Source organism: Pseudomonas sp. NY15356 (assembly GCF_048068175.1).
Classification (GTDB): Bacteria; Pseudomonadota; Gammaproteobacteria; order Pseudomonadales; family Pseudomonadaceae; genus Aquipseudomonas; species Aquipseudomonas putida_K.
Window position 1 is genome coordinate 74,282 of record NZ_JBLUPW010000020.1, and the last position, 20,245, is coordinate 94,526.

Annotated in this window: 15 protein-coding genes; 10 read left to right on the plus strand and 5 right to left on the minus strand. The window is 63.6% G+C overall.

What is annotated here, in order from left to right; genetic code table 11:
- Window positions 1–9 precede the first annotated feature (9 nt).
- Both ccoG and ACNFCI_RS16560 read right to left on the minus strand, forming a co-directional pair.
- On the minus strand, window positions 10–1,416 hold the full coding sequence (gene ccoG, locus ACNFCI_RS16555) for a cytochrome c oxidase accessory protein CcoG (RefSeq protein ID WP_368829594.1): 1,407 nt from the start codon (window positions 1,414–1,416) through the stop codon (window positions 10–12).
- 120 nt (window positions 1,417–1,536) lie between these two features.
- Complete coding sequence (locus ACNFCI_RS16560) at window positions 1,537–1,776, minus strand: DUF3203 family protein (protein WP_324814623.1); 240 nt, start codon at window positions 1,774–1,776, stop codon at window positions 1,537–1,539.
- 161 nt (window positions 1,777–1,937) lie between these two features.
- Here ACNFCI_RS16560 and ACNFCI_RS16565 point away from each other — a divergent pair, with 161 nt between their 5' ends.
- Entirely contained in the window at window positions 1,938–2,462 is a 525-nt protein-coding gene (locus ACNFCI_RS16565; protein ID WP_324814621.1) for an MgtC/SapB family protein, read from the plus strand.
- A 537-nt stretch (window positions 2,463–2,999) separates the two neighbouring features.
- On the opposite strand, the gene ACNFCI_RS16570 is transcribed toward ACNFCI_RS16565, so the two are convergent.
- The 3 genes from ACNFCI_RS16570 to ACNFCI_RS16580 form a co-directional block, all read right to left on the minus strand.
- Window positions 3,000–3,899: a hydroxymethylglutaryl-CoA lyase gene (locus tag ACNFCI_RS16570; protein WP_084856975.1), complete on the minus strand. Its 900-nt coding sequence runs from the start codon at window positions 3,897–3,899 to the stop codon at window positions 3,000–3,002.
- 20 nt (window positions 3,900–3,919) lie between these two features.
- Complete coding sequence (locus tag ACNFCI_RS16575; protein WP_224456003.1) at window positions 3,920–4,327, minus strand: MerR family transcriptional regulator; 408 nt, start codon at window positions 4,325–4,327, stop codon at window positions 3,920–3,922.
- Window positions 4,328–4,476: 149 nt separating this feature from the next.
- Window positions 4,477–5,127, minus strand: a complete 651-nt coding sequence (locus ACNFCI_RS16580; RefSeq protein ID WP_084856979.1) for an ankyrin repeat domain-containing protein — start codon at window positions 5,125–5,127, stop codon at window positions 4,477–4,479.
- A 181-nt stretch (window positions 5,128–5,308) separates the two neighbouring features.
- On the opposite strand from ACNFCI_RS16580, the gene ggt reads away from it, so the two are divergent.
- From ggt to ACNFCI_RS16625, 9 genes are all read left to right on the plus strand, one after another.
- The gene (ggt, locus tag ACNFCI_RS16585; RefSeq protein WP_368829595.1) at window positions 5,309–7,117 is read left to right on the plus strand and encodes a gamma-glutamyltransferase; all 1,809 of its coding nucleotides are present in this window, start codon (window positions 5,309–5,311) and stop codon (window positions 7,115–7,117) included.
- Window positions 7,118–7,192: 75 nt separating this feature from the next.
- On the plus strand, window positions 7,193–8,074 hold the full coding sequence (locus ACNFCI_RS16590) for a LysR family transcriptional regulator (protein ID WP_084856982.1): 882 nt from the start codon (window positions 7,193–7,195) through the stop codon (window positions 8,072–8,074).
- Between the two features lie 203 nt (window positions 8,075–8,277).
- The gene (locus tag ACNFCI_RS16595) at window positions 8,278–9,567 is read left to right on the plus strand and encodes a serine/threonine transporter (RefSeq protein WP_084856984.1); all 1,290 of its coding nucleotides are present in this window, start codon (window positions 8,278–8,280) and stop codon (window positions 9,565–9,567) included.
- Window positions 9,568–9,728: 161 nt separating this feature from the next.
- On the plus strand, window positions 9,729–10,229 hold the full coding sequence (gene tpx / locus ACNFCI_RS16600) for a thiol peroxidase (RefSeq protein ID WP_084856986.1): 501 nt from the start codon (window positions 9,729–9,731) through the stop codon (window positions 10,227–10,229).
- A gap of 264 nt (window positions 10,230–10,493) precedes the next feature.
- Window positions 10,494–11,783 carry an MdtA/MuxA family multidrug efflux RND transporter periplasmic adaptor subunit gene (locus ACNFCI_RS16605; protein ID WP_368829596.1) on the plus strand — a complete coding sequence of 430 codons (1,290 nt, stop codon included), beginning with the start codon at window positions 10,494–10,496 and terminating at the stop codon, window positions 11,781–11,783.
- Window positions 11,780–14,878 (plus strand): MdtB/MuxB family multidrug efflux RND transporter permease subunit, encoded by a 3,099-nt coding sequence (locus tag ACNFCI_RS16610; protein WP_368829597.1) that lies wholly within the window; start codon window positions 11,780–11,782, stop codon window positions 14,876–14,878. The genes ACNFCI_RS16605 and ACNFCI_RS16610 overlap by 4 nt, the downstream gene beginning before the upstream one ends.
- Window positions 14,875–17,982: an efflux RND transporter permease subunit gene (locus tag ACNFCI_RS16615; RefSeq protein ID WP_368829598.1), complete on the plus strand. Its 3,108-nt coding sequence runs from the start codon at window positions 14,875–14,877 to the stop codon at window positions 17,980–17,982. The genes ACNFCI_RS16610 and ACNFCI_RS16615 overlap by 4 nt, the downstream gene beginning before the upstream one ends.
- The gene (locus ACNFCI_RS16620) at window positions 17,979–19,475 is read left to right on the plus strand and encodes an efflux transporter outer membrane subunit (RefSeq protein WP_368829599.1); all 1,497 of its coding nucleotides are present in this window, start codon (window positions 17,979–17,981) and stop codon (window positions 19,473–19,475) included. The genes ACNFCI_RS16615 and ACNFCI_RS16620 overlap by 4 nt, the downstream gene beginning before the upstream one ends.
- 419 nt (window positions 19,476–19,894) lie before the next feature.
- Window positions 19,895–20,245 (plus strand): Tc toxin subunit A (locus ACNFCI_RS16625; protein WP_416768062.1); only part of this gene is annotated, 351 nt, incomplete at its 3' end.

The window sequence follows — 20,245 nt, forward strand, 5'->3', positions numbered from 1 at the left end:
TGTAAGGGATCAGCGGTTCAGTGGTGCGACGAAGCGGCTACGGGCCTGGCTGCAGGTCGATGGCGCGCCCAGTGCGCAGACTTCGAAGATCAGTTCCTGGGTACTGTCGGCCGGGCGCTCGGCGAGCAGGGCGACCGACACCGGCAACTCATTCATTTCGCCGGCGGGGATGGCGAATACAGTCTTGGCGTTCAACTCCAAGCCTTCGGCCTCCACCAGGCGCAGGTGATACTGTTGCGGCTGTTGGGTCTTGTTGATGATCTTGAGCAGGTAGATGTTCTCGATCTGGCCCTGGGCGTTCTCGCGGAACAGGCTGCGGTCCTTGATCACATCCAGCGACACCATCGGGCGCATGTCCAAGGCCACGCTGAGGGCGCCGACCATCAGCAGCAGGGCGCCGGCGTAGCCGAGCAGGCGTGGGCGCAGCCAGTGGGTTTTGCCACCGTGCAGGTTGTGTTCGGACTTGTAGCCGATCAGGCCGCGGGCGTAGCCCATCTTGTCCATCACGCCGTCGCAGGCATCGATGCAGGCGGCGCAACCGATGCAGGCCATCTGCAGTCCATCACGGATATCGATGCCGGTGGGGCAGACTTGCACACACAAGGTGCAGTCGATGCAGTCGCCCAGGCCCTGGACCTGCGGGTCGCTGCCTTTTTTGCGCGGGCCACGGGCTTCGCCACGGCGCGGGTCGTAGGCCACCGCCAGGGTGTCCTTGTCGAACATCACGCTCTGGAAGCGCGCATAAGGGCACATGTGCAGGCATACGGCCTCGCGCAACCAACCGGCATTGAGGTAGGTGGCGATGGTGAAGAAGACGACCCAGAACAGTGGTACGCCGCCCAGCTGCAAGGTGAACAGGTCGATGGCCAGAGCGCGGATCGGGGTGAAGTAGCCGACGAAGGTCAGGCCGGTGACCACGCCAATGGCCAACCACAGGCCATGCTTGAGGCCACGGCGTGCGACTTTCTCGAGGCTCCAGGGGGCTGCGGCAAGCTTGATACGCTGGTTGCGATCACCTTCGCTGACCTTTTCGCACCACATGAACAACCACGTCCAGACGCTTTGCGGGCAGCTGTAGCCGCACCATACGCGGCCGGCGAATACGGTGATGGCGAACAGGCCGAAAGCGCAGATGATCAGCAGCGCCGACAGCAGAATGAAGTCCTGCGGCCAGAAGGTCGCGCCGAAGATATGGAACTTGCTCTCGGACAGGTCCCAGAGCACTGCCTGGCGACCGTTCCAGTTCAGCCAGGCGGTGCCGAAGAACAACACGAACAGCGCACCGGCAAAGCCGATGCGCAGGTTACGGTACAGGCCGGTGAAACTGCGGGTGTGGATGCCGCTGTCATCCAGGGCCTTGCGCTTTTGTACCGGCGCGGCAACCTCGATGACCTGGCTGGGGATTTTATCGCTCATGGCGCGGTGCTCGTCTGCTTCGATCAGGCCCGTTCACTATGAGGCGTGGTCTGTTTTCAGCACAGGCTCAGGTGGCGCGATAAAAACCGTATCAGATGGTCGTGGATTGTCGCGCAGCGCTTAGATCACGGAGCCTGGCGCGCTGGCCTTCAGATGCCTGCGACTATCTAGCGCACCGGCCACGGTGAGCGCGTCGGCTTCGGCCTCGGTAATGGGGACGCGTTGGCCGGCAAGCAGCGCCACGGACATGCGCAGCTGTTCATCGGTGACGATCTCGATGTCCGGGCCTTCGGCCTCAAGGCGCAGGTCCTCGCCGATCAGCGTGCAGCGACGGGTGGTTTCATCGATTTCAACGGGCATGGCGAATTCCTCCTGTGACAGTCATCGGTTGTGACCGCACCAGGTTCGCGGTTGCTGCATCGTTCCGCTCGGCGGGGCCGATCGCACTCCGGGCAGGCGCAACGGTCAACCTACAGGGGAACGGTGCATAAAAGGGTGATGCACAACCTGGGAGGCACAGCATGGATCCTTGGTGGTACACGATATGGCAGGCGATACAGGCTGAATTCGCCGACATCACCGATGTGCGCGAGGTCACCCAAGTCCTCGTGCGCCTGATCATGGCGGCGCTTCTGGGCGCGGTGCTGGGTTTCGAGCGCGAGCACAAGGGCAAATCGGCGGGCGTGCGCACGCATATGCTGGTATCCCTGGGCGCGGCGCTGTTCGTACTGGCGCCGAGCATGGCCGGCGCGAACGAACAGGCATTGAGCCGAGTGATCCAGGGCATTGTCGCGGGCATCGGCTTTCTCGGCGCCGGTACCATTCTCAAGGGAAACGGCACGGACACCAGCCATGTGAAAGGCCTGACCACCGCCGCTGGGCTGTGGATGACCGCCGCCATCGGTACCGCCGCCGGGATGGGCCGCGAAGCCACGGCGGTGATCAGCACGGTGTTGGCGCTGTTGGTGCTGGGCAGCATGCCGGTGCTGGTGGAGAAGATCGAGGGCGAGGAGGAGAAGCTGGAAGGGGATGACAGGAAGCACTGAGGGGAGCCGAAGCTCCCCTCATAAGCGTTGTTGCGTGCTCTTTTTTTATTATTGGAGACTGGCCTGTTGTTGTTTTTGTCAGCCTTTGCCTCTGTACCGCGGGTGGCCCCCATTCGGGGCACAAGAGCAAACGTATTTTTTTGAGCGCCGACCTGCCTTCATCATTGCTGATCCGAACCTGGCTGCCGCTACCTGAAGGTAGTTTTATTGTTCTGTGCCAGACCGCGGGGCGAACCCCTGAAAAGCGTGTTTACTCCAAAAAAATCTGCTTGCTACGCCTCTGCCGTGTTGTTCTTGTTATGTCAGAGCCGTTACCTGTTGTTTTTATTGGGTATCGCGTTTTTGTTCTTGTTATGCCAGAGACAAAGCAGGTGCCGTGCCAACTTTTTAAAACCTTTTAAAATCAAAGGCTTGGGTGATGTCTGAGAAATCGGGGTACCTGAAAATCTGCCGATTTGTTTCCCTGTTACCCGATTTTTCGCTGGCAAACGTGGGGGAGGTAACACTCCACCCACACGAATGTGACACCTCGATGATTTATCGTGCGCTATAGGCCCGTGCGACCCGCGACCCATTGTCGCGGCCCAGCACCGTGCTGATGCGCTGGCCAGCGGCGATCAGTCGCGCAAGGTCGATGCCGGTCTCGATACCCAGGCCCTGCATCAGGTAGACCACGTCCTCGGTCGCGATGTTGCCGGTAGCACCCTTGGCATAGGGGCAGCCGCCCAGGCCTGCGACCGAGCTGTCGAACACCTGGATGCCTTCGAGCAGGCTGGCATAGACATTGGCCAGGGCCTGGCCATAGGTGTCATGGAAATGCCCGGCCAACCGCTCGCGCGGCACATGGGCCGAAACCACCTCGAACAACCGGCGGGTGTCGCCTGCGGTACCGGTGCCGATGGTATCGCCCAGGGAGACTTCGTAGCAGCCCATCTCGTGCAGTGCACGGGCCACTGGCGCGACCTGCTCGGCACTGACCTTGCCTTCATAGGGGCAGCCCAGCACGCAGGAGACATAGCCACGCACGCGTACGCCGTGGTTGCGCGCTGCGTCCATGATCGGCTCGAAGCGCTTGAGGCTGTCACTGATCGAGCAGTTGATGTTGCGCTGGGAAAACGCCTCGGAGGCGGCCGCGAATACCGCCACCTCCTTCACGCCCGCCGCCAGGGCATCTTCGAAGCCGCGTAGGTTGGGCGCCAGTGCGGCATAGGTCACGCCTGAACGCTGCCTGATCGCCGCGAATACCTCGGCCGAGCCCGCCATCTGCGGTACCCACTTGGGCGAGACGAAACTGCCCACTTCGATATAAGACAGCCCAGCATCGGTCAAGTCATCCACCAGCCGGACCTTGTCGGCGACGCTGATGGGCTGGGCTTCGTTCTGCAGGCCGTCGCGTGGGCCGACCTCGACCAGGCGGACATTCTGGGGCAATGACATGGCGGGATTCCTGTGGCGGATCAATGGCTGTTGTTGTGGTGCTGCTTGTTCAAGGTGGCGGCCAGGGCCTGTTCACAGCGCTCCTGGGCGGTGTCCAGCTCCAGGTGCATCTGCTGGATGTCGAGCATTTGCTGCTCCAGCTGGGCGCGACGTTCGGCGATCTTGGCGAGCATGCTGGTCAGCTGCTTGAGGTTGCCGCCGCTGGGGTCGTACAACTCGATCAGCTCACGGCACTCGGCCAATGAAAAACCAATGCGTTTGCCCCGCAGGATCAGTTTCAGGGTGACCTTGTCACGCGCTGAATAGATGCGTTCCAGCCCCCGACGCTCAGGGCTGAGCAGGCCTTGTTCCTCATAGAAGCGGATCGCGCGCGTGGTGATGTCCAGTTCGCGGGACAGGTCGGAAATGCTGTAGGTCTGGGTGCTCATGCTCGGGCTCGGAAGAGTGGATAGCCGTAAGCTAAAGGCAGGTTGACGTATACGTCAAGCAAGCCGTTCCGGGCCATGTTCCGACAGGGAAGGCGGAACATCGTAAAGAGCAGCGGTTCGCACGAGCACTGTGGGAGCAGTGGGGGAACCTACTTTTCCAATAGCGACACCATCTCCCGATAACCACGCTGGCGCGCATGTTCCAAGGCCGTCACGCCATCCTTGTCGGTGATCATCGGGTCCGCACCGGCCGCCAGTAGACGACGCACGATCTCTACATGACGTGGGCCGCCGTCGCCGAGGATCACCGCTTCGAGCAGGGCGGTCCAGTGCAGCCGGTTGAGGTGGTCCACGTCGACGCCGGCATCGATCAGCAGCTGCACGGTCTCGACATGCCCGCGTTCGGCAGCGGGGATCAATGCCGTACCGCCGTAGCGGTTGGTGCTCTTGAGGTCGGCCCCGTGATCCAGGGTCAGGCGCAGGATGTCGTTCAGGCCGCGGGCGCCGGCATACAGGTAGGGGCTGTCTTGGATATTGTCCTTGGCGTTGACGTCGGCGCCGGCCTCGATGAGCGCCTTGGCCGCGTCCACGCGGTTGGCGCGGGTGGCGACCAGCAGCGCCGTACGCTCTTGGCTGTCGCGGGCATCCACTGTGGCCCCCTGGTCGAGCAGGTGGCGTACGGCTGTGGCATCGCCACGTTGGGCGGCATCGAGCAACTGGATATCCATGGCAGAGGTCTCGGCGTGGGCAGCGAAGCTTGTGAACAAGGCGAAGAGGGCAGTGGCGAACGGCAAGCGCATGGGCTGGGCTCCTGATTGACCGGATTTCATCCTAGGAAAACCACAGGTCGGCTTGGAAGTTAATTATCCGCATGGCATGCAGTGCATTTCTTGATACGAGTCGCTTTGCAGCTTTTCACGCAGGTTCGGCTAAAATCGCTGTTTTTGGCACATGTTGCCCCTCGATTACAGGACGTCACGCTTGAAAAGGCCTTCGCACACACTGCCGCTTGCTCTTTGCTGCCTCCTGGCCCTGACCAGTTGCGGCTGGGGCGGGCGGGCAGGGCCGCCTTCCCTGCCACCTGCACCGGAACTTGCCTCCGGCTATCGTGCAGGCCTGGTACCTACTCAGGCCAGCCGCCATATGGCCGCTGCAGCCAACCCGCTGGCCAGCGAGGCGGGGCGGGCCATGTTGCGTGCCGGTGGCAGCGCCATCGATGCGGCAATCGCCATGCAGGCGGTGCTCACCTTGGTCGAGCCGCAGTCCAGCGGCATTGGCGGTGGGGCGTTCATCCTGTATTGGGACGGCCGGAACGTGCAGGCCTTCGATGGTCGCGAAAGCGCCCCCAGCGGTGTTACTCCAGACCTGTTCCTCAAGCCGGACGGCACACCCATGGCCTTCAGGGATGCCCAGATCGGCGGTCGCTCGGTCGCGGTGCCTGGCGTGCTGCGGGCGCTGAAACTGGCCCATGAGCAGCATGGCAGGTTGCCGTGGCGCGACCTCTTCGCGCCGGCCATCGAATTGGCGCGCGAGGGCTTCCCGGTTTCCAGCCGCCTGCATACATTGCTGGCCTCCGACGCCTTCATTGCCGGTTCGCCGAGCATGGCTCGCTATTTCCTCGATGCCCAGGGCAAGCCGCTGGCGGTTGGCGCGCTGCTGAAAAATCCCGAGCTTGCCCAGACCCTGGAACTGATCGCCGACCAGGGCCCGGATGGGTTCTACACCGGGGCGGTTGCCGAGGCGATGGTGGCCGCCGTACGTGGCCACGCCAACCCTGGTGTCTTGTCACTCGAGGACCTGCGCCAGTACCGGGCCAAGCCCCGCACCGCCTTGTGTGGCCCCTACAAGGCCTGGCGTATCTGCGGCATGCCGCCGCCGTCTTCCGGTGCGGTCGCCGTGCTGCAGACACTGGGCATTCTCGAAGCGCTGCAAACGGCGACGCCCCGGCTGGACCTCGCACGCATGCCGCCCGTGCCGGTACCGTCCTTGGCGGGCCTGGAGCCGACACCCACGGCGGTTCACCTGATTGCCGAGGCCGAGCGTCTGGCCTATGCCGATCGCGCCCAGTACCTGGGCGACAGCGACTATGTCCCGGTCAATACCCAGGGCTTGCTCGACAAGGCCTACCTGGCCGAACGCGCCAGGCTGATCGGTGCGCGGAGCATGAAGCACGCGCAGGCCGGGTCCCCACCTGGCGCCGACCTGTCGCTGGCCCCGGACCGCTCGCCGTTGCGCGTCGCCACGTCCCATGTCTCGGCAGTCGACGAGCAGGGCGGGGCCGTCGCCATGACCACCTCGGTGGAAGCCGCGTTCGGCTCGCACCTGTTCGTCAAGGGGTTCGTCCTTAACAATCACCTCACCGATTTCTCCTTCGTGCCGAGCGAGGGTGGCCGGTTGGTCGCCAACCGCGTCGAGGCGGGCAAGCGGCCGCTGTCGTCCATGTCGCCGACGTTGGTGTTTTCTCGCCAGAGCGGCGAGCTGGTGGCCAGCCTCGGCTCGCCCGGTGGCTCGCAGATCATCGGCTACGTGAACAAGGCGCTGATCGGGCTGCTGGATTGGCAACTCGACCCTCAGCAGACCATCAATCTGCCCAATTTCGGCAGCCGCAATGTCGGCACCGAAGTGGAGGCGGGCCTGGTCAGCCCGAAGCTGGTGCATGCGCTCCAGACGCTGGGCCATGAGGTAACGCCGATGACGATGACCAGCGGTACCCAGGTCATCCAACGCACGCCTGATGGCTGGTCGGCCGGTGCCGACCCGCGCCGCGAAGGGGTGGCGCTGGGCGACTGATTCCTTGGGCGCTGTTGCCCGCCATGGGCAGGCGTGCTAGAAATCGAGCCTGCCATTCAAAAGTTGAATAGTTCCATGTCTATCAGCGTTAAATCGAATAGGGCTCTTTTCGACCTGGACTTGTTGCGTGCCATTGTCGTAGTGGCTGACTGCGGCAGTTTCACCACCGCCGCGACACGCCTGCATTCGACCCAGTCCACCATCAGCCAGAAGGTGCGCCGGCTGGAAGACATGGTCGGCCATCGCCTGCTGGTGCGAGGCAACCGTGACGTGCTGCCCACCGATGCGGGGCAGACGCTGCTCGGTTATGCCCGCCACATGCTCGCGCTCAATGACCAGATGCTTGAAGCCCTCGCTGGTGCCATGGTGGGCGTGACCGTACGCCTCGGGGTCCCCGAGGATTTCGTTGGCGGGCGCACCACCAATGCCTTGTCGGCGTTCAGCCGGCGCCACCCCGAGGTCAAGCTGGAAGTCACCAGCGGGCTGTGCCGCGACCTCAGCCAGGCCTACGACAACGGCGAGCTGGACCTGGTACTGCTCAAGCAGCGCCGCAATGCGCGCGAGGGCGTGGCCTGCTGGCCGGAGCGCCTGCAGTGGATCGACAGCGTGCGGACCCCGGCGTTCGAGCTGGACCCCATTCCCTTGGTGACCTTTCCGCCCCGGGGGCTATACCGGGACGACATGATCACCGCCATCGAAGGGATGGGCCGGCGATGGCGCATCAGTTTCACCAGCTCCAGCCTGAGCGGGATACAGGCTGCAGTGGCCGACGGCATGGGCATCAGCCTGTTGCCGCCGCGCGCGGCGACTGCCGAGCACAGGGTACTGGGCGCAGGGCAAGGGCTACCGGAGGTGGACAGCTACGAGATCGTGGTCGTGCACCGCCCCACTGCGGATGCCATGGTGCGGGCTCTGGCCGACGTACTCACGGAGCTTCTCGCTGCCCATGAAATCTGATGGGTGCAACTCTCTCTGTTTGTTCGGTGTGATTTTTTAAGGTAATTCCTACACAAAAGGTGCAACCACTCCTCGGGCGGGGCTATGCAAGTGCAACCCGATCAGCGCACAATCGCGCCCCTCTTTTTCGGTTGAGGTGCGCGAGGCCCCGTGTTTCGCCACTCTCAGCCTGTTGCAGTCTTGCGAGTGGAGTTGCACCCGGAATGAATGAGCAGGCCCCAAGCGTCGAACAGCGCTTCGAAGAATCGACCTCCGCTACCCTTGGCAGCTGGTCGCGACAAGACACCACCTGGATGCTGGGCCTGTTTGGCACGGCGATCGGTGCCGGGACCTTGTTCCTGCCGATCAACGCCGGCCTTGGCGGTTTCTGGCCGCTGCTGATCCTGGCCGTGCTGGCCTTCCCGATGACCTACTACGCCCACCGTGGCCTGACCCGTTTCGTCCTTTCCGGTCGCAGTGGCGATATCACCGACGTAGTGGAGGAACACTTCGGGCTCAAGGCCGGTGCCTTGATCACCGTGCTGTACTTCTTCGCCATCTTCCCGATCCTGCTGATCTATAGCGTTGCCCTGACCAACACCGTCAGCAGCTTCATGGAGCACCAACTGCACATGACCCCGCCACCGCGAGCGATCCTGTCGTTCGTGCTGATCCTGGGCCTGTTGGCGATCGTGCGTTGCGGCGAGCAGGCCACGGTCAAGGTCATGAGCCTGCTGGTGTATCCGTTCATCGTTGCCCTTGCCTTGCTGGCCCTGTACCTGGTGCCGCACTGGAACGGCGGCATCCTGGACAGCGCCGCCACGCTGCCGACCGGTTCGGCCTTCCTGCATACCCTGTGGCTGGCGATTCCGGTGATGGTGTTCTCCTTCAACCACTCGCCGATCATTTCGGCCTTCGCGGTCGACCAGAAGCGCCGCTATGGTGAGCATGCCGACCAGCGCAGTGGCCAGATCCTGGCCCGTGCCCACCTGCTGATGGTGGCCATGGTGCTGTTCTTCGTCTTCAGTTGCGTGCTGACCCTCAGCAGCGCACAGCTGGCCGAGGCCAAGGCGCAGAACCTGTCGATCCTGTCTTACCTGGCCAACCATTTCAGCAACCCGGCCATTGCCTTTGCGGCGCCGCTGATTGCTTTCATCGCCATCGCCAAGTCGTTCCTGGGCCATTACATCGGTGCCAGCGAAGGCCTCAAGGGCATCATCGCCAAGGCTGGTCTGCGCCCCGGCGCCAAGGCCCTGGACCGCGTGGTCGCCGCGCTGATGCTGGTGGTGTGCTGGGTCGTCGCTACCCTGAACCCGAGCATCCTGGGCATGATCGAGTCCCTGGGCGGCCCGATCATCGCGGCGCTGCTGTTCCTGATGCCGATGTACGCCATCCGTCGCGTGCCGTCGATGCGCAAGTACAGCGGCGCGATGTCCAACGTCTTCGTCGTGGTGCTTGGCCTGATCGCCATGTCTTCGGTGCTCTACTCTGTGGTGGGCAGCCTGCTGGGCTGAGCCGCTGAACAATGGTGCCCAGGCAGTTTTGTTGCTGCCTGGGTATTTTTTTGTCCACAAAAAAAGCCAGGAAATAGAACAATTTAACTTTTCCGATAGGCACCTGAGCGCCTTCATGCTTAACTCAGGCTCCTTTTCAAACCGCGTACAAGGATTTCGTCATGGCTCAAGTGACCCTCAAAGGCAACCCAGTCAAGGTCAACGGCAACCTGCCACAGGCGGGCGCTCAGGCACCGGCTTTCTCCCTGGTCGGTGAAGGCCTGGCCGACAAGTCGCTGAAGGACTACGCCGGCAAGCGCAAGGTGCTGAACATCTTCCCAAGCGTCGACACCCCGACCTGCGCGACGTCCGTGCGCAAGTTCAATGCCCAGGCCAACGACCTCGCCAACACCGTGGTGCTGTGCATCTCCGCCGACCTGCCGTTCGCCCAGGCCCGTTTCTGCGGTGCCGAAGGCCTGGAGAACGTGCAGAACCTGTCGACCCTGCGTGGTCGCGAGTTCCTGGAGAACTACGGCGTTGCCATCGCCGACGGCCCGCTGACTGGCCTGGCTGCTCGCGCGGTGGTGGTGCTGGACGAGAACGACAAGGTCCTGCACAGCGAGCTGGTTGGCGAGATCGCCGACGAGCCGAACTACGACGCAGCGCTGGCTGTCCTGAAGTAAGCGTACCGGGGCGCTTCGCGCCCCATCGTTGATTCTGGGCTTTGCCCTTGATCGCGGGGCAGGTCGGACTGCCGCTCCCACAGAGCCCTACGAGATCAACATGACGGCCTGGAACGATTTCCAGGCCGTTTTCATTTAAAGTTCAGCACCTTGGCAACGTAAGGCGAAGGTAAATGCCTGGTAAAGGTGCTTTGCTAACACCGCCCCAGTGCTTATCGTTCAACCTCCCCAAGTCGTCATCACCGAACAAGGTTCGTTCAACCCATGCAAGCTTCTGTCTCTCGCTCCCCTCGTCGCTGGCTTTTCGGCCTGCTGATCCTGCTGCTGGTGGCCTTGCTGGCCTGGTGGCTGTGGCCCGCGACGCCGCCCCACCAGGCGCAGCCCAGCGGCCGGCCGGGGAAGGGCATGGGCATGGGAATGGGCGGGCGCCCAGGCTTTGGCGCCTCCAGTGATCCGGTGCCGGTGCGTGTGGCGCCGGTGCATGTCGGTGACTTCCCGCTGTACTACAAGGCCTTGGGTACCGTTACCGCGACCAATACCGTCAACGTACGCAGCCGTGTGGCCGGTGAGCTGGTCAAGATCCACTTCAAGGAGGGCCAGCAGGTCAAGGCTGGCGAGCTGCTGGCCGAGATCGACCCACGCCCGTACCGCATCGCCTTGCAACAGGCCGAAGGGACCCTGGCGCAGAACCAAGCCCAATTGAAGAACGCCCAGGTCGACCTGGCGCGCTACAAGGGCCTGTACGCCGAGGACAGCATCGCCAAGCAGACCCTCGACACCGCCGAGGCCCAGGTGGCGCAGTTCCAGGGGCTGGTCAAGACCAACCAGGCCGCGGTCGCCGACGCTCGCCTGAACCTGGACTTCACCCAGATCCGCGCCCCGATCAGCGGTCGCGTCGGCCTGCGCCAGCTCGACCTGGGCAACCTGGTGGCAGCCAACGACACCACTGCCCTGGTGGTCATCACCCAGACCCAGCCGATCAGTGTCGCCTTCACCCTGCCGGAAACCGAACTCTCCACGGTACTCGCGCGCTACCGCAGCGGTGCCAGCCTGCCGGTCGAGGCGTGGGACCGCGCAGACAGCAAACTGCAGTCCACCGGTGTGCTGGGCAGCCTCGACAACCAGATCGACACCACCACCGGTACCCTGAAGTTCAAGGCCCGGTTCGATAACCAGGACCAGGCGCTGTTCCCCAACCAGTTCGTCAATGTGCGCCTGCTGGCCGACACGCTCAAGCAGGTGGTGCTGGCTCCGGCCGCGACGATCCAGTTCGGCAATGACGGTACCTTCGCCTACGTGGTCAACGCCGAAAGCAAAGTCAATATCCGCAAGGTCAAGGTCGGTGCCAGCGATGGTGAACAGAGCGTGATCCTGGAAGGCTTGGCCGCAGGCGATCGCCTGGTGCTCGAAGGCACCGACCGCCTGCGCGAAGGCAGCAAGGTCGAAGTGGTGGAAGACAGCTCGCAAGTACCGACCACCCCCGGCCAACACCTGCAGGGCCAGGATGCCAAGGGCTCGGCCCAGGCCGGTGAATCGGGCAAGGCCGGCGCATGAACCTCTCGCGCCTGTTCATCCTGCGGCCGGTCGCCACCACGCTGAGCATGCTGGCCATCGTCCTGGCCGGCCTGATCGCCTACAAGCTGCTGCCGGTCTCGGCGCTGCCCCAAGTCGACTACCCGACCATCCGCGTCATGACCCTGTACCCCGGCGCCAGCCCACAGGTCATGACCAGTGCGGTCACCGCCCCGCTGGAACGCCAGTTCGGCCAGATGCCCGGCCTGACCCAGATGGCCTCGACCAGCTCCGGCGGCGCCTCGGTACTGACCCTGCGCTTCAATCTCGACATGAACATGGACGTCGCCGAACAGCAGGTACAGGCCGCGATCAACGCCGCCACCAACCTGCTGCCCAGCGACCTGCCGGCGCCGCCGGTGTACAACAAGGTCAACCCGGCCGACACCCCGGTCCTGACCCTGGCCATTGCTTCTAAAACCATGCCGCTGCCCAAGCTCAACGACCTGGTCGATACCCGTGTGGCGCAGAAGCTGGCGCAGATCAGCGGCGTTGGCATGGTCAGCATCGCCGGTGGCCAGCGTCAGGCGGTGCGCATCAAGGTCAACGTCGACGCCCTGGCGGCCAACGGCCTGAACCTCGAGGACGTGCGCACCCTGATCGGGGCATCCAACGTCAACCAGCCCAAGGGCAACTTCGATGGCCCGACCCGTGTATCGATGCTCGACGCCAACGACCAGCTGCGCTCGCCTGAGGAATACGCCAACCTGATCCTGGCCTACAACAATGGGGCACCGCTGCGCCTGAAGGATGTCGCCGAGATCGTCGATGGCGCCGAGAACGAGCGCCTCGCGGCCTGGGCCAACGAAAACCAGGCCGTGCTGCTGAACATCCAGCGCCAGCCCGGGGCCAACGTCATCGAAGTGGTCGACCTGATCAAGGCCATGCTCCCGTCGATCACCGACAACCTGCCGGCCGGCCTGGACGTGATGGTCCTGACCGACCGTACCCAGACCATCCGTGCCGCGGTCAAGGATGTGCAGCACGAACTGCTGATCGCCATCGCCCTGGTGGTCATGGTCACCTTCGTCTTCCTGCGCCGCTTCAGCGCCACTGTCATCCCGTCGATCGCCGTGCCGCTGTCGCTGATCGGTACCTTCGGCGTGATGTACCTGGCCGGCTTCTCGATCAACAACCTGACCCTGATGGCCCTGACCATCGCCACCGGCTTCGTGGTGGATGACGCCATCGTCATGCTGGAGAACATCTCGCGACACATCGAGGAGGGCGAGACGCCGTTGCAGGCGGCGCTCAAGGGCGCCCGGCAGATCGGCTTCACCTTGGTTTCGCTGACCTTCTCGTTGATCGCGGTGCTGATCCCGCTGCTGTTCATGGCCGATGTGGTCGGCCGCCTGTTCCGCGAGTTCGCCATCACCCTGGCGGTGGCGATCCTGATCTCCCTGGTGGTGTCGCTGACCCTCACGCCGATGATGTGCGCACGCCTGCTCAAGCGCGAGCCCAAAGAAGAAGAACAGGGGCGCTTCTACCGTGCCAGCGGCGCCTGGATCGACTGGCTGATCGAGCGCTATGGCCGTGGCCTGCAGTGGGTCCTCAAGCACCAGCCGCTGACCTTGCTGGTCGCTGTCGCCAGCCTGGCGCTGACGGTGTTCCTCTACATCATCGTGCCCAAGGGTTTCTTCCCGGTGCAGGACACCGGGGTGATCCAGGGCATTTCCGAAGCACCGCAATCCACCTCGTTCGCCGCCATGAGCGAACGCCAGCAGGCCCTGAGCAAGGTGATCCTGCAGGACCCGGCTGTGCAGAGCCTGTCGTCCTATATCGGCGTGGACGGCGACAACGCCACCCTCAACAGCGGCCGCCTGCTGATCAACCTCAAGCCCCACGGCGAGCGCGATGTCACCGCCAGCGAGGTGATCGAGCGCCTGCAACCGCAGCTCGACACGCTGGTGGGCATTCGCCTGTTCATGCAGCCGGTGCAGGATCTGAGCATCGAGGACCGGGTCAGCCGTACCCAGTACCAGTTCAGCCTGTCGTCCCCGGACGCCGACCTGCTCGCCGAGTGGAGCGGCAAGCTGGTCCAGGCCCTGCAGCAGCGCCCCGAACTCCAGGACGTGGCCAGCGACCTGCAGGACAAGGGCCTGCAGGTATACCTGGTGATCGACCGTGACATGGCCAGCCGCCTGGGCATCAGCGTGTCGCAGATCACCAATGCCTTGTACGACGCGTTCGGCCAGCGGCAGATCTCCACCATCTACACCCAGGCCAGCCAGTACCGCGTGGTGCTGCAGTCGCAGACCGCCTCGAGCATCGGCCCGCAGGCGCTGGAGTCGATCCACGTCAAGGCCAGCGACGGGGGCCAGGTGCGTCTCTCGGCGCTCGCCCGCATCGAGCAGCGCCAGGCGCAGCTGGCGATTTCCCATATCGGCCAGTTCCCAGCGGTGATGATGTCGTTCAACCTGGCCCATGGCGCCTCCCTGGGCGAGGCGGTCAAGGTCATCGAGCAGGTGCAGCAGCAGATCGGCATGCCGCTGGGCGTGCAGACGCGCTTCCAGGGCGCCGCCGAAGCGTTCCAGGCCTCGTTGTCGAGCACCTTGCTGCTGATCCTGGCGGCGGTGGTGACCATGTACATTGTGTTGGGCGTGCTCTACGAGAGCTACATCCATCCGGTGACCATCCTCTCGACATTGCCGTCGGCAGCGGTCGGCGCGTTGCTGGCCTTGCTGCTGAGCGGCAATGACCTGGGCATGATCGCCATCATCGGCATCATCCTGCTGATCGGCATCGTCAAGAAGAACGCCATCATGATGATCGACTTCGCCCTGGAGGCCGAGCGCCACCAGGGCATGTCCCCACGCGAGGCGATCTACCAGGCTGCGCTGCTGCGCTTCCGGCCGATCCTGATGACCACCCTGGCTGCATTGTTCGGTGCTGTGCCGCTGATGCTCGCCACCGGCTCCGGCGCCGAGCTGCGCCAGCCGCTGGGGCTGGTGATGGTCGGCGGCCTGCTGGTCAGCCAGGTGTTGACGCTGTTCACCACGCCGGTCATTTACCTGTACTTCGACCGCCTGGCTCGCCGCTGGCGCCCGGCCACCGACACGCAGCAGGCCGAGGCATGAATCTCTCCGGGCCTTTCATCCGCCGGCCGGTGGCGACCATGCTGCTGAGCCTGGCGATCATGCTGCTCGGTGGCGTGAGCTTCGGCCTGCTACCGGTCTCGCCTTTGCCGCAAATGGATTTCCCGGTGATCGTGGTGCAGGCCAACCTGCCGGGCGCCAGCCCCGAAGTCATGGCCGCGACGGTGGCCACACCGCTGGAGCGCAAGCTGGGCAGCATCGCCGGCGTCACCACGCTGACCAGCAGCTCCAACCAGGGCTCGACCCGCGTGATCATCGGCTTCGAGATGGGCCGCGATATCGACGGTGCGGCGCGCGAGGTGCAGGCGGCGATCAATGCCACGCGCAACCTCTTGCCCAGCGGCATGCGCAGCATGCCCACCTACCGCAAGATCAACCCGTCGCAGGCGCCGATCATGGTGCTGTCGCTGACCTCCGATGTGCTGCAGAAAGGCCAGCTGTACGACCTGGCCGATACCATCCTGGCCCAGAGCCTGTCCCAGGTCAGTGGGGTGGGGGAAGTGCAGATCGGCGGCAGTTCGCTGCCGGCGGTGCGCATCGCCGTGGAGCCACAGTTGCTCAACCAGTACGGCCTGTCACTGGACGAGGTGCGCACGGCGGTGGCCAACGCCAACCAGCGCCGGCCCATGGGGTTCGTCGAGGACGCCGAGCGCAACTGGCAGGTGCGGGCCAACGACCAGCTGGAAAAAGCCGACGACTACAAGCCGGTGGTGATCCGTCAGCAGGACGGTTCGATCCTGCGCCTGGCGGACGTGGCCACCATCACCGATGGCGTGGAGAACCGCTACAACAGCGGCTTCTTCAACGACCAGAGCGCCGTACTGCTGGTGGTCAACCGCCAGTCCGGCGCCAACATCATCCAGACGGTCGAGCAGATCAAGACCCAGCTGCCCGCCTTGCAGTCGCTGCTGCCGGCCAGCGTCAAGCTGGATGTGGCCATGGACCGCTCGCCGGTGATCAAGGCCACCCTGAAGGAAGCCGAGCACACCTTGCTGATCGCCGTGGTGCTGGTGATCCTGGTGGTCTATCTGTTTCTGGGCAACTTGCGCGCGTCGCTGATCCCCAGCCTGGCCGTGCCGGTGTCGCTGGTCGGCACCTTCGCGGTCATGTACCTGTGCGGCTTTTCCCTGAACAACCTGTCGCTGATGGCGCTGATTCTCGCCACGGGCCTGGTGGTCGACGATGCCATCGTCGTACTGGAGAACATCTCCCGGCACATCGAAGAGGGCCAGCCGCCCATGCGTGCGGCTTTCCTGGGGGCCAAGGAGGTGGGGTTCACGCTGCTGTCGATGAACGTCTCGCTGGTGGCGGTGTTCGTCTCGATCCTGTTCATGGGGGGCATCGTCCGCGGCTTGTTCCTGGAGTTTTCCATCACCCTGGCAGCCGCCATCCTGGTTTCGCTGCTGGTGTCGTTGACGCTGACGCCAATGCTGTGCTCGCGCTGGCTCAAGCCCCACGCCCAGGAGCAGAACCGCCTGCAGCAGTGGAGCGACCGTGTGCACCAACGCATGGTTGCGGCCTATGACCGCAGCCTGGGCTGGGCCCTGCGGCACAAGCGTCTGACCCTGCTCAGCCTGCTGGTGACCATCGGGGTCAATATCGCCTTGTACGTGGTGGTGCCCAAGACCCTCATGCCGCAGCAGGACACCGGTCAACTGCAGGGTTTCATCCGGGGCGACGATGGCCTGTCGTTCAGCGTGATGCAGCCGAAGATGGAAATCTATCGCCGGGCCCTGCTGGCAGACCCTGCGGTGCAGAGCGTGGCCGGCTTCATCGGTGGCAACAGCGGCACCAACAATGCCTTCGTGCTGGTACGCCTCAAGCCGATCGCCGAGCGCAAGCTGTCGGCCCAGCAGGTGATCGAGCGCCTGCGTAAGGAAATGCCCAAGGTGCCCGGCGGGCGCCTGTTCCTGATGGCTGACCAGGACCTGCAATTGGGCAGCGCCGGGCGCGACCAGTCCACTTCGCAGTACCTCTATACCCTGCAGAGCGGTGACCTGGCGGCACTGCGCGAATGGTTCCCCAAGGTGGTCGCTGCCCTGCGCGCCTTGCCGCAGCTGACCGCCATCGATGCCCGTGATGGCGCCGGCACCCAGCAGGTGACGCTGGTGGTCGATCGCGACCAGGCCAAGCGCCTGGGCATCGACATGGACATGGTCACCACGGTGCTGAACAATGCCTACAGCCAGCGGCAGATTTCGACCATCTACGACAGCCTCAACCAGTACCAGGTGGTGCTGGAGATCAACCCCAGGTATGCCTGGGACCCCAAGACCCTGGAACAGGTGCAGGTGATCACTGCCGATGGTGCCCGGGTGCCGCTGTCCACCTTCGCCCATTACGAGAACAGCCTGGCCAATGACCGCGTCAGCCATGAGGGCCAGTTCGCCTCCGAGAACATTGCCTTCGACGTTGCCGAAGGCTACAGCCCGGACCAGGCGATGGCGGCGGTGGAGCGCGCGGTGGCCACGCTCGGCCTGCCAGAGGAAGTGATCGCCAAGCTCGGTGGTACGGCCGACGTGTTCGCCAAGACCACCCAGGGCCAGCCACTGATGATCCTCGGCGCCCTGGTGCTGGTGTACCTGGTGCTGGGAATCCTCTACGAGAGCTATATCCATCCGCTGACCATCCTCTCCACCTTGCCGTCGGCCGGTGTCGGCGCCTTGCTCGCATTGTATGCCACGGGTGGCGAGTTCAGCTTGATCTCGCTGCTGGGGCTGTTCTTGCTGATCGGGGTGGTGAAGAAGAACGCCATTCTGATGATCGACCTGGCCTTGCAGCTGGAGCGCCATGATGGCCTGAGCCCGGAGGAGTCCATCCGTCGGGCGTGCCTGCTGCGCCTGCGCCCGATCCTGATGACCACCCTGGCGGCTATCCTTGGCGCGCTTCCGCTGCTGCTCAGCCGTGCCGAGGGCGCCGAAATGCGCCAGCCCTTGGGCCTGACCATCATCGGTGGCCTGGTATTCAGCCAGGTCCTGACCCTCTACACCACGCCGGTGGTCTATTTGTACCTCGACCGCCTGCGCCACCGTTTCAACCGTTGGCGCGGCGTGCGCACCGACGCCGCACTGGATACCCCGCTATGAATTTCGCCCAGACTCCACTTCACCGCGCCCTGCAGAGGCTGACCTGCGGGCGTGGCTCGCGACTGGTCGGCGCTGGCCTGTGCGCAGCACTGCTCAGTGCCTGTACCTTGAGCCCGGACTATCACCGCCCAGCGCTTGCGACCCCGGCACAGTTCAAGCAGGCCGAAGGCTGGACCCAGGCCAACCCCTCCGACGCCATCGCCCGAGGGGCTTGGTGGGAAATCTACGGTGACAGCGGGCTGAACGCGCTGGTCGATGAGCTCAACCGCAGCAACCAGACCGTTGCCCAGTACGAGGCCCAGTACCGCCAAGCCCAGGCTCTGGTGCGCAGCAGCCGGGGCGCGCTGTTCCCCAGCCTCGACCTGTCGGTGGGCAAGACCCGTTCGGCCCAGGGCACCGGCAGCAGCAGCTCGAGCTTGTCCAACAACAGCAGCGGTATTCGCAACACCTACAACGCCCAGCTTGGCGTGAGTTGGGAGATCGACCTGTGGGGCAAGCTGCGCGAAACCTTGAATGCCAATGAGGCCAGTGCCCAGGCGAGCCTGGCGGACCTGGCCGCCATTCGCTTGAGCCTGCAGTCGGAACTGGTGCAGAACTACCTGCAGTTGCGTGTCATCGATGAACACAAGCGCCTGCTGGAAGCCACCGTGGCGGCCTACGAGCGCTCGTTGCGGATGAACCAGAACCAGTACCGGGCAGGTGTCGCCGGGCCAGATGCGGTCGCTCAGGCGCGAACCCAGCTCAAGAGCACCCAGGCGGACCTCATCGACCTGGCCTGGCAGCGTGCCCAGTACGAGAATGCTATTGCCGTCTTGCTGGGCAAGGCGCCGGCGGATTTTGCCCTGGCCGACAGCAAGGCCATTCCGGCGTTGCCGCAGATTCCGCTGGCGCTGCCTTCGCAATTGCTGGAACGCCGCCCCGACATCGCAGCGGCCGAACGCAACGTGATGGCCGCCAACGCCAATATCGGGGTGGCCCGCGCGGCCTATTTTCCGGACCTGAGCCTGAGCATGAGCGGTGGTTATTCCAGCAGCAGCTTCAGCAACTGGATCGAACTGCCCAACCGCTACTGGTCGGTGGGGCCCTCGCTGGCCATGACGTTGTTCGATGCCGGCAGGCGCAGTGCCGAGGTCGACCGCACCGTCGCGGTATACGACCAGACCGTGGCCCAGTACCGTCAAACCGTGCTCGATGGATTCAAGGAAGTGGAAAACTACCTAGTACAGCTGAAGGTATACGGCGACGAAGCGGTGGTACGCCAGGAGGCGTTGGAGGCGGCCCGTGAATCGTTGCGCCTGACCGAGAACCAGTATCGCGCCGGCCTGATCAGCTACCTGGATGTGGTCAACGTGCAGACCACCGCGCTGAGCAATGAACGCAGCGTGCTGAGCTTGCTGCAGGGCAGGTTGGTTGCCAGCGTACAGCTGATCGCCGCGCTGGGGGGAGGCTGGGATGCCAAGCAGGCCCTGGCCGAGGCTGATCAAAGGCACTGACGGCGGTGTTCGGCAGAGACTTCAGCAATTAATAAAGATTGTATTCATTTCGGACTGATTGAAATGAGTGGGCAGGGTACATGAAAGTAAATAATTGATAACCTCGTAGGGTTGCTGGTTATGGCAGAGGGGGTGTGGCTCTAAGCTTTCCATATACATGCATCCGTGGCGTATGGCGTTGTGCGGTTTTACAACCCGCAAGTGGCCACGAACTCGGGTGCATCCTTTAAACCAAATAACTTTCCGCGCACCGACTGGGAGGCGTGAGGTTGTTTGGTTTGAACAAGTCGCAAGGCTATATATGGAGAGGATATAGATTAATGCCGCAAAATACTCAGCCGCCGGTTGCGATATGTGCAAAAACCGGTGTTCGTTCATTGGCACCTGTTGGTCTTCTTAGTTGTGCGCAGTTGCGCAAGTTGGACGATACACTCACGTCGAGCGACGTGCAGGCGTTGCACGCGGCCGCGACCAAGGCCAACCAGGATGCGGTACTGCTGGAAAAGAAAATCCTCACCCGCGCCTCGCCCCTGCTGCCCCAGGCGATCAGACGCGGCATCCAGCATCCGGACGTTTCGTTGCACGACTACAAAGAATGGTTCGGCGGCCGCGCAGCGAAGTTTGCCGCCCCAGGCAGTGTCGCCTCGATGTTCTCGCCAGCCGCCTACCTGGCAGCCCTGTACCGGGAAGCGAAAAAACTCTACCCCGCAGGCAATGCCTGGCATATCGACACACGTCGCCCTGACCTGAAGAACCTGGTGCTCAGCCAG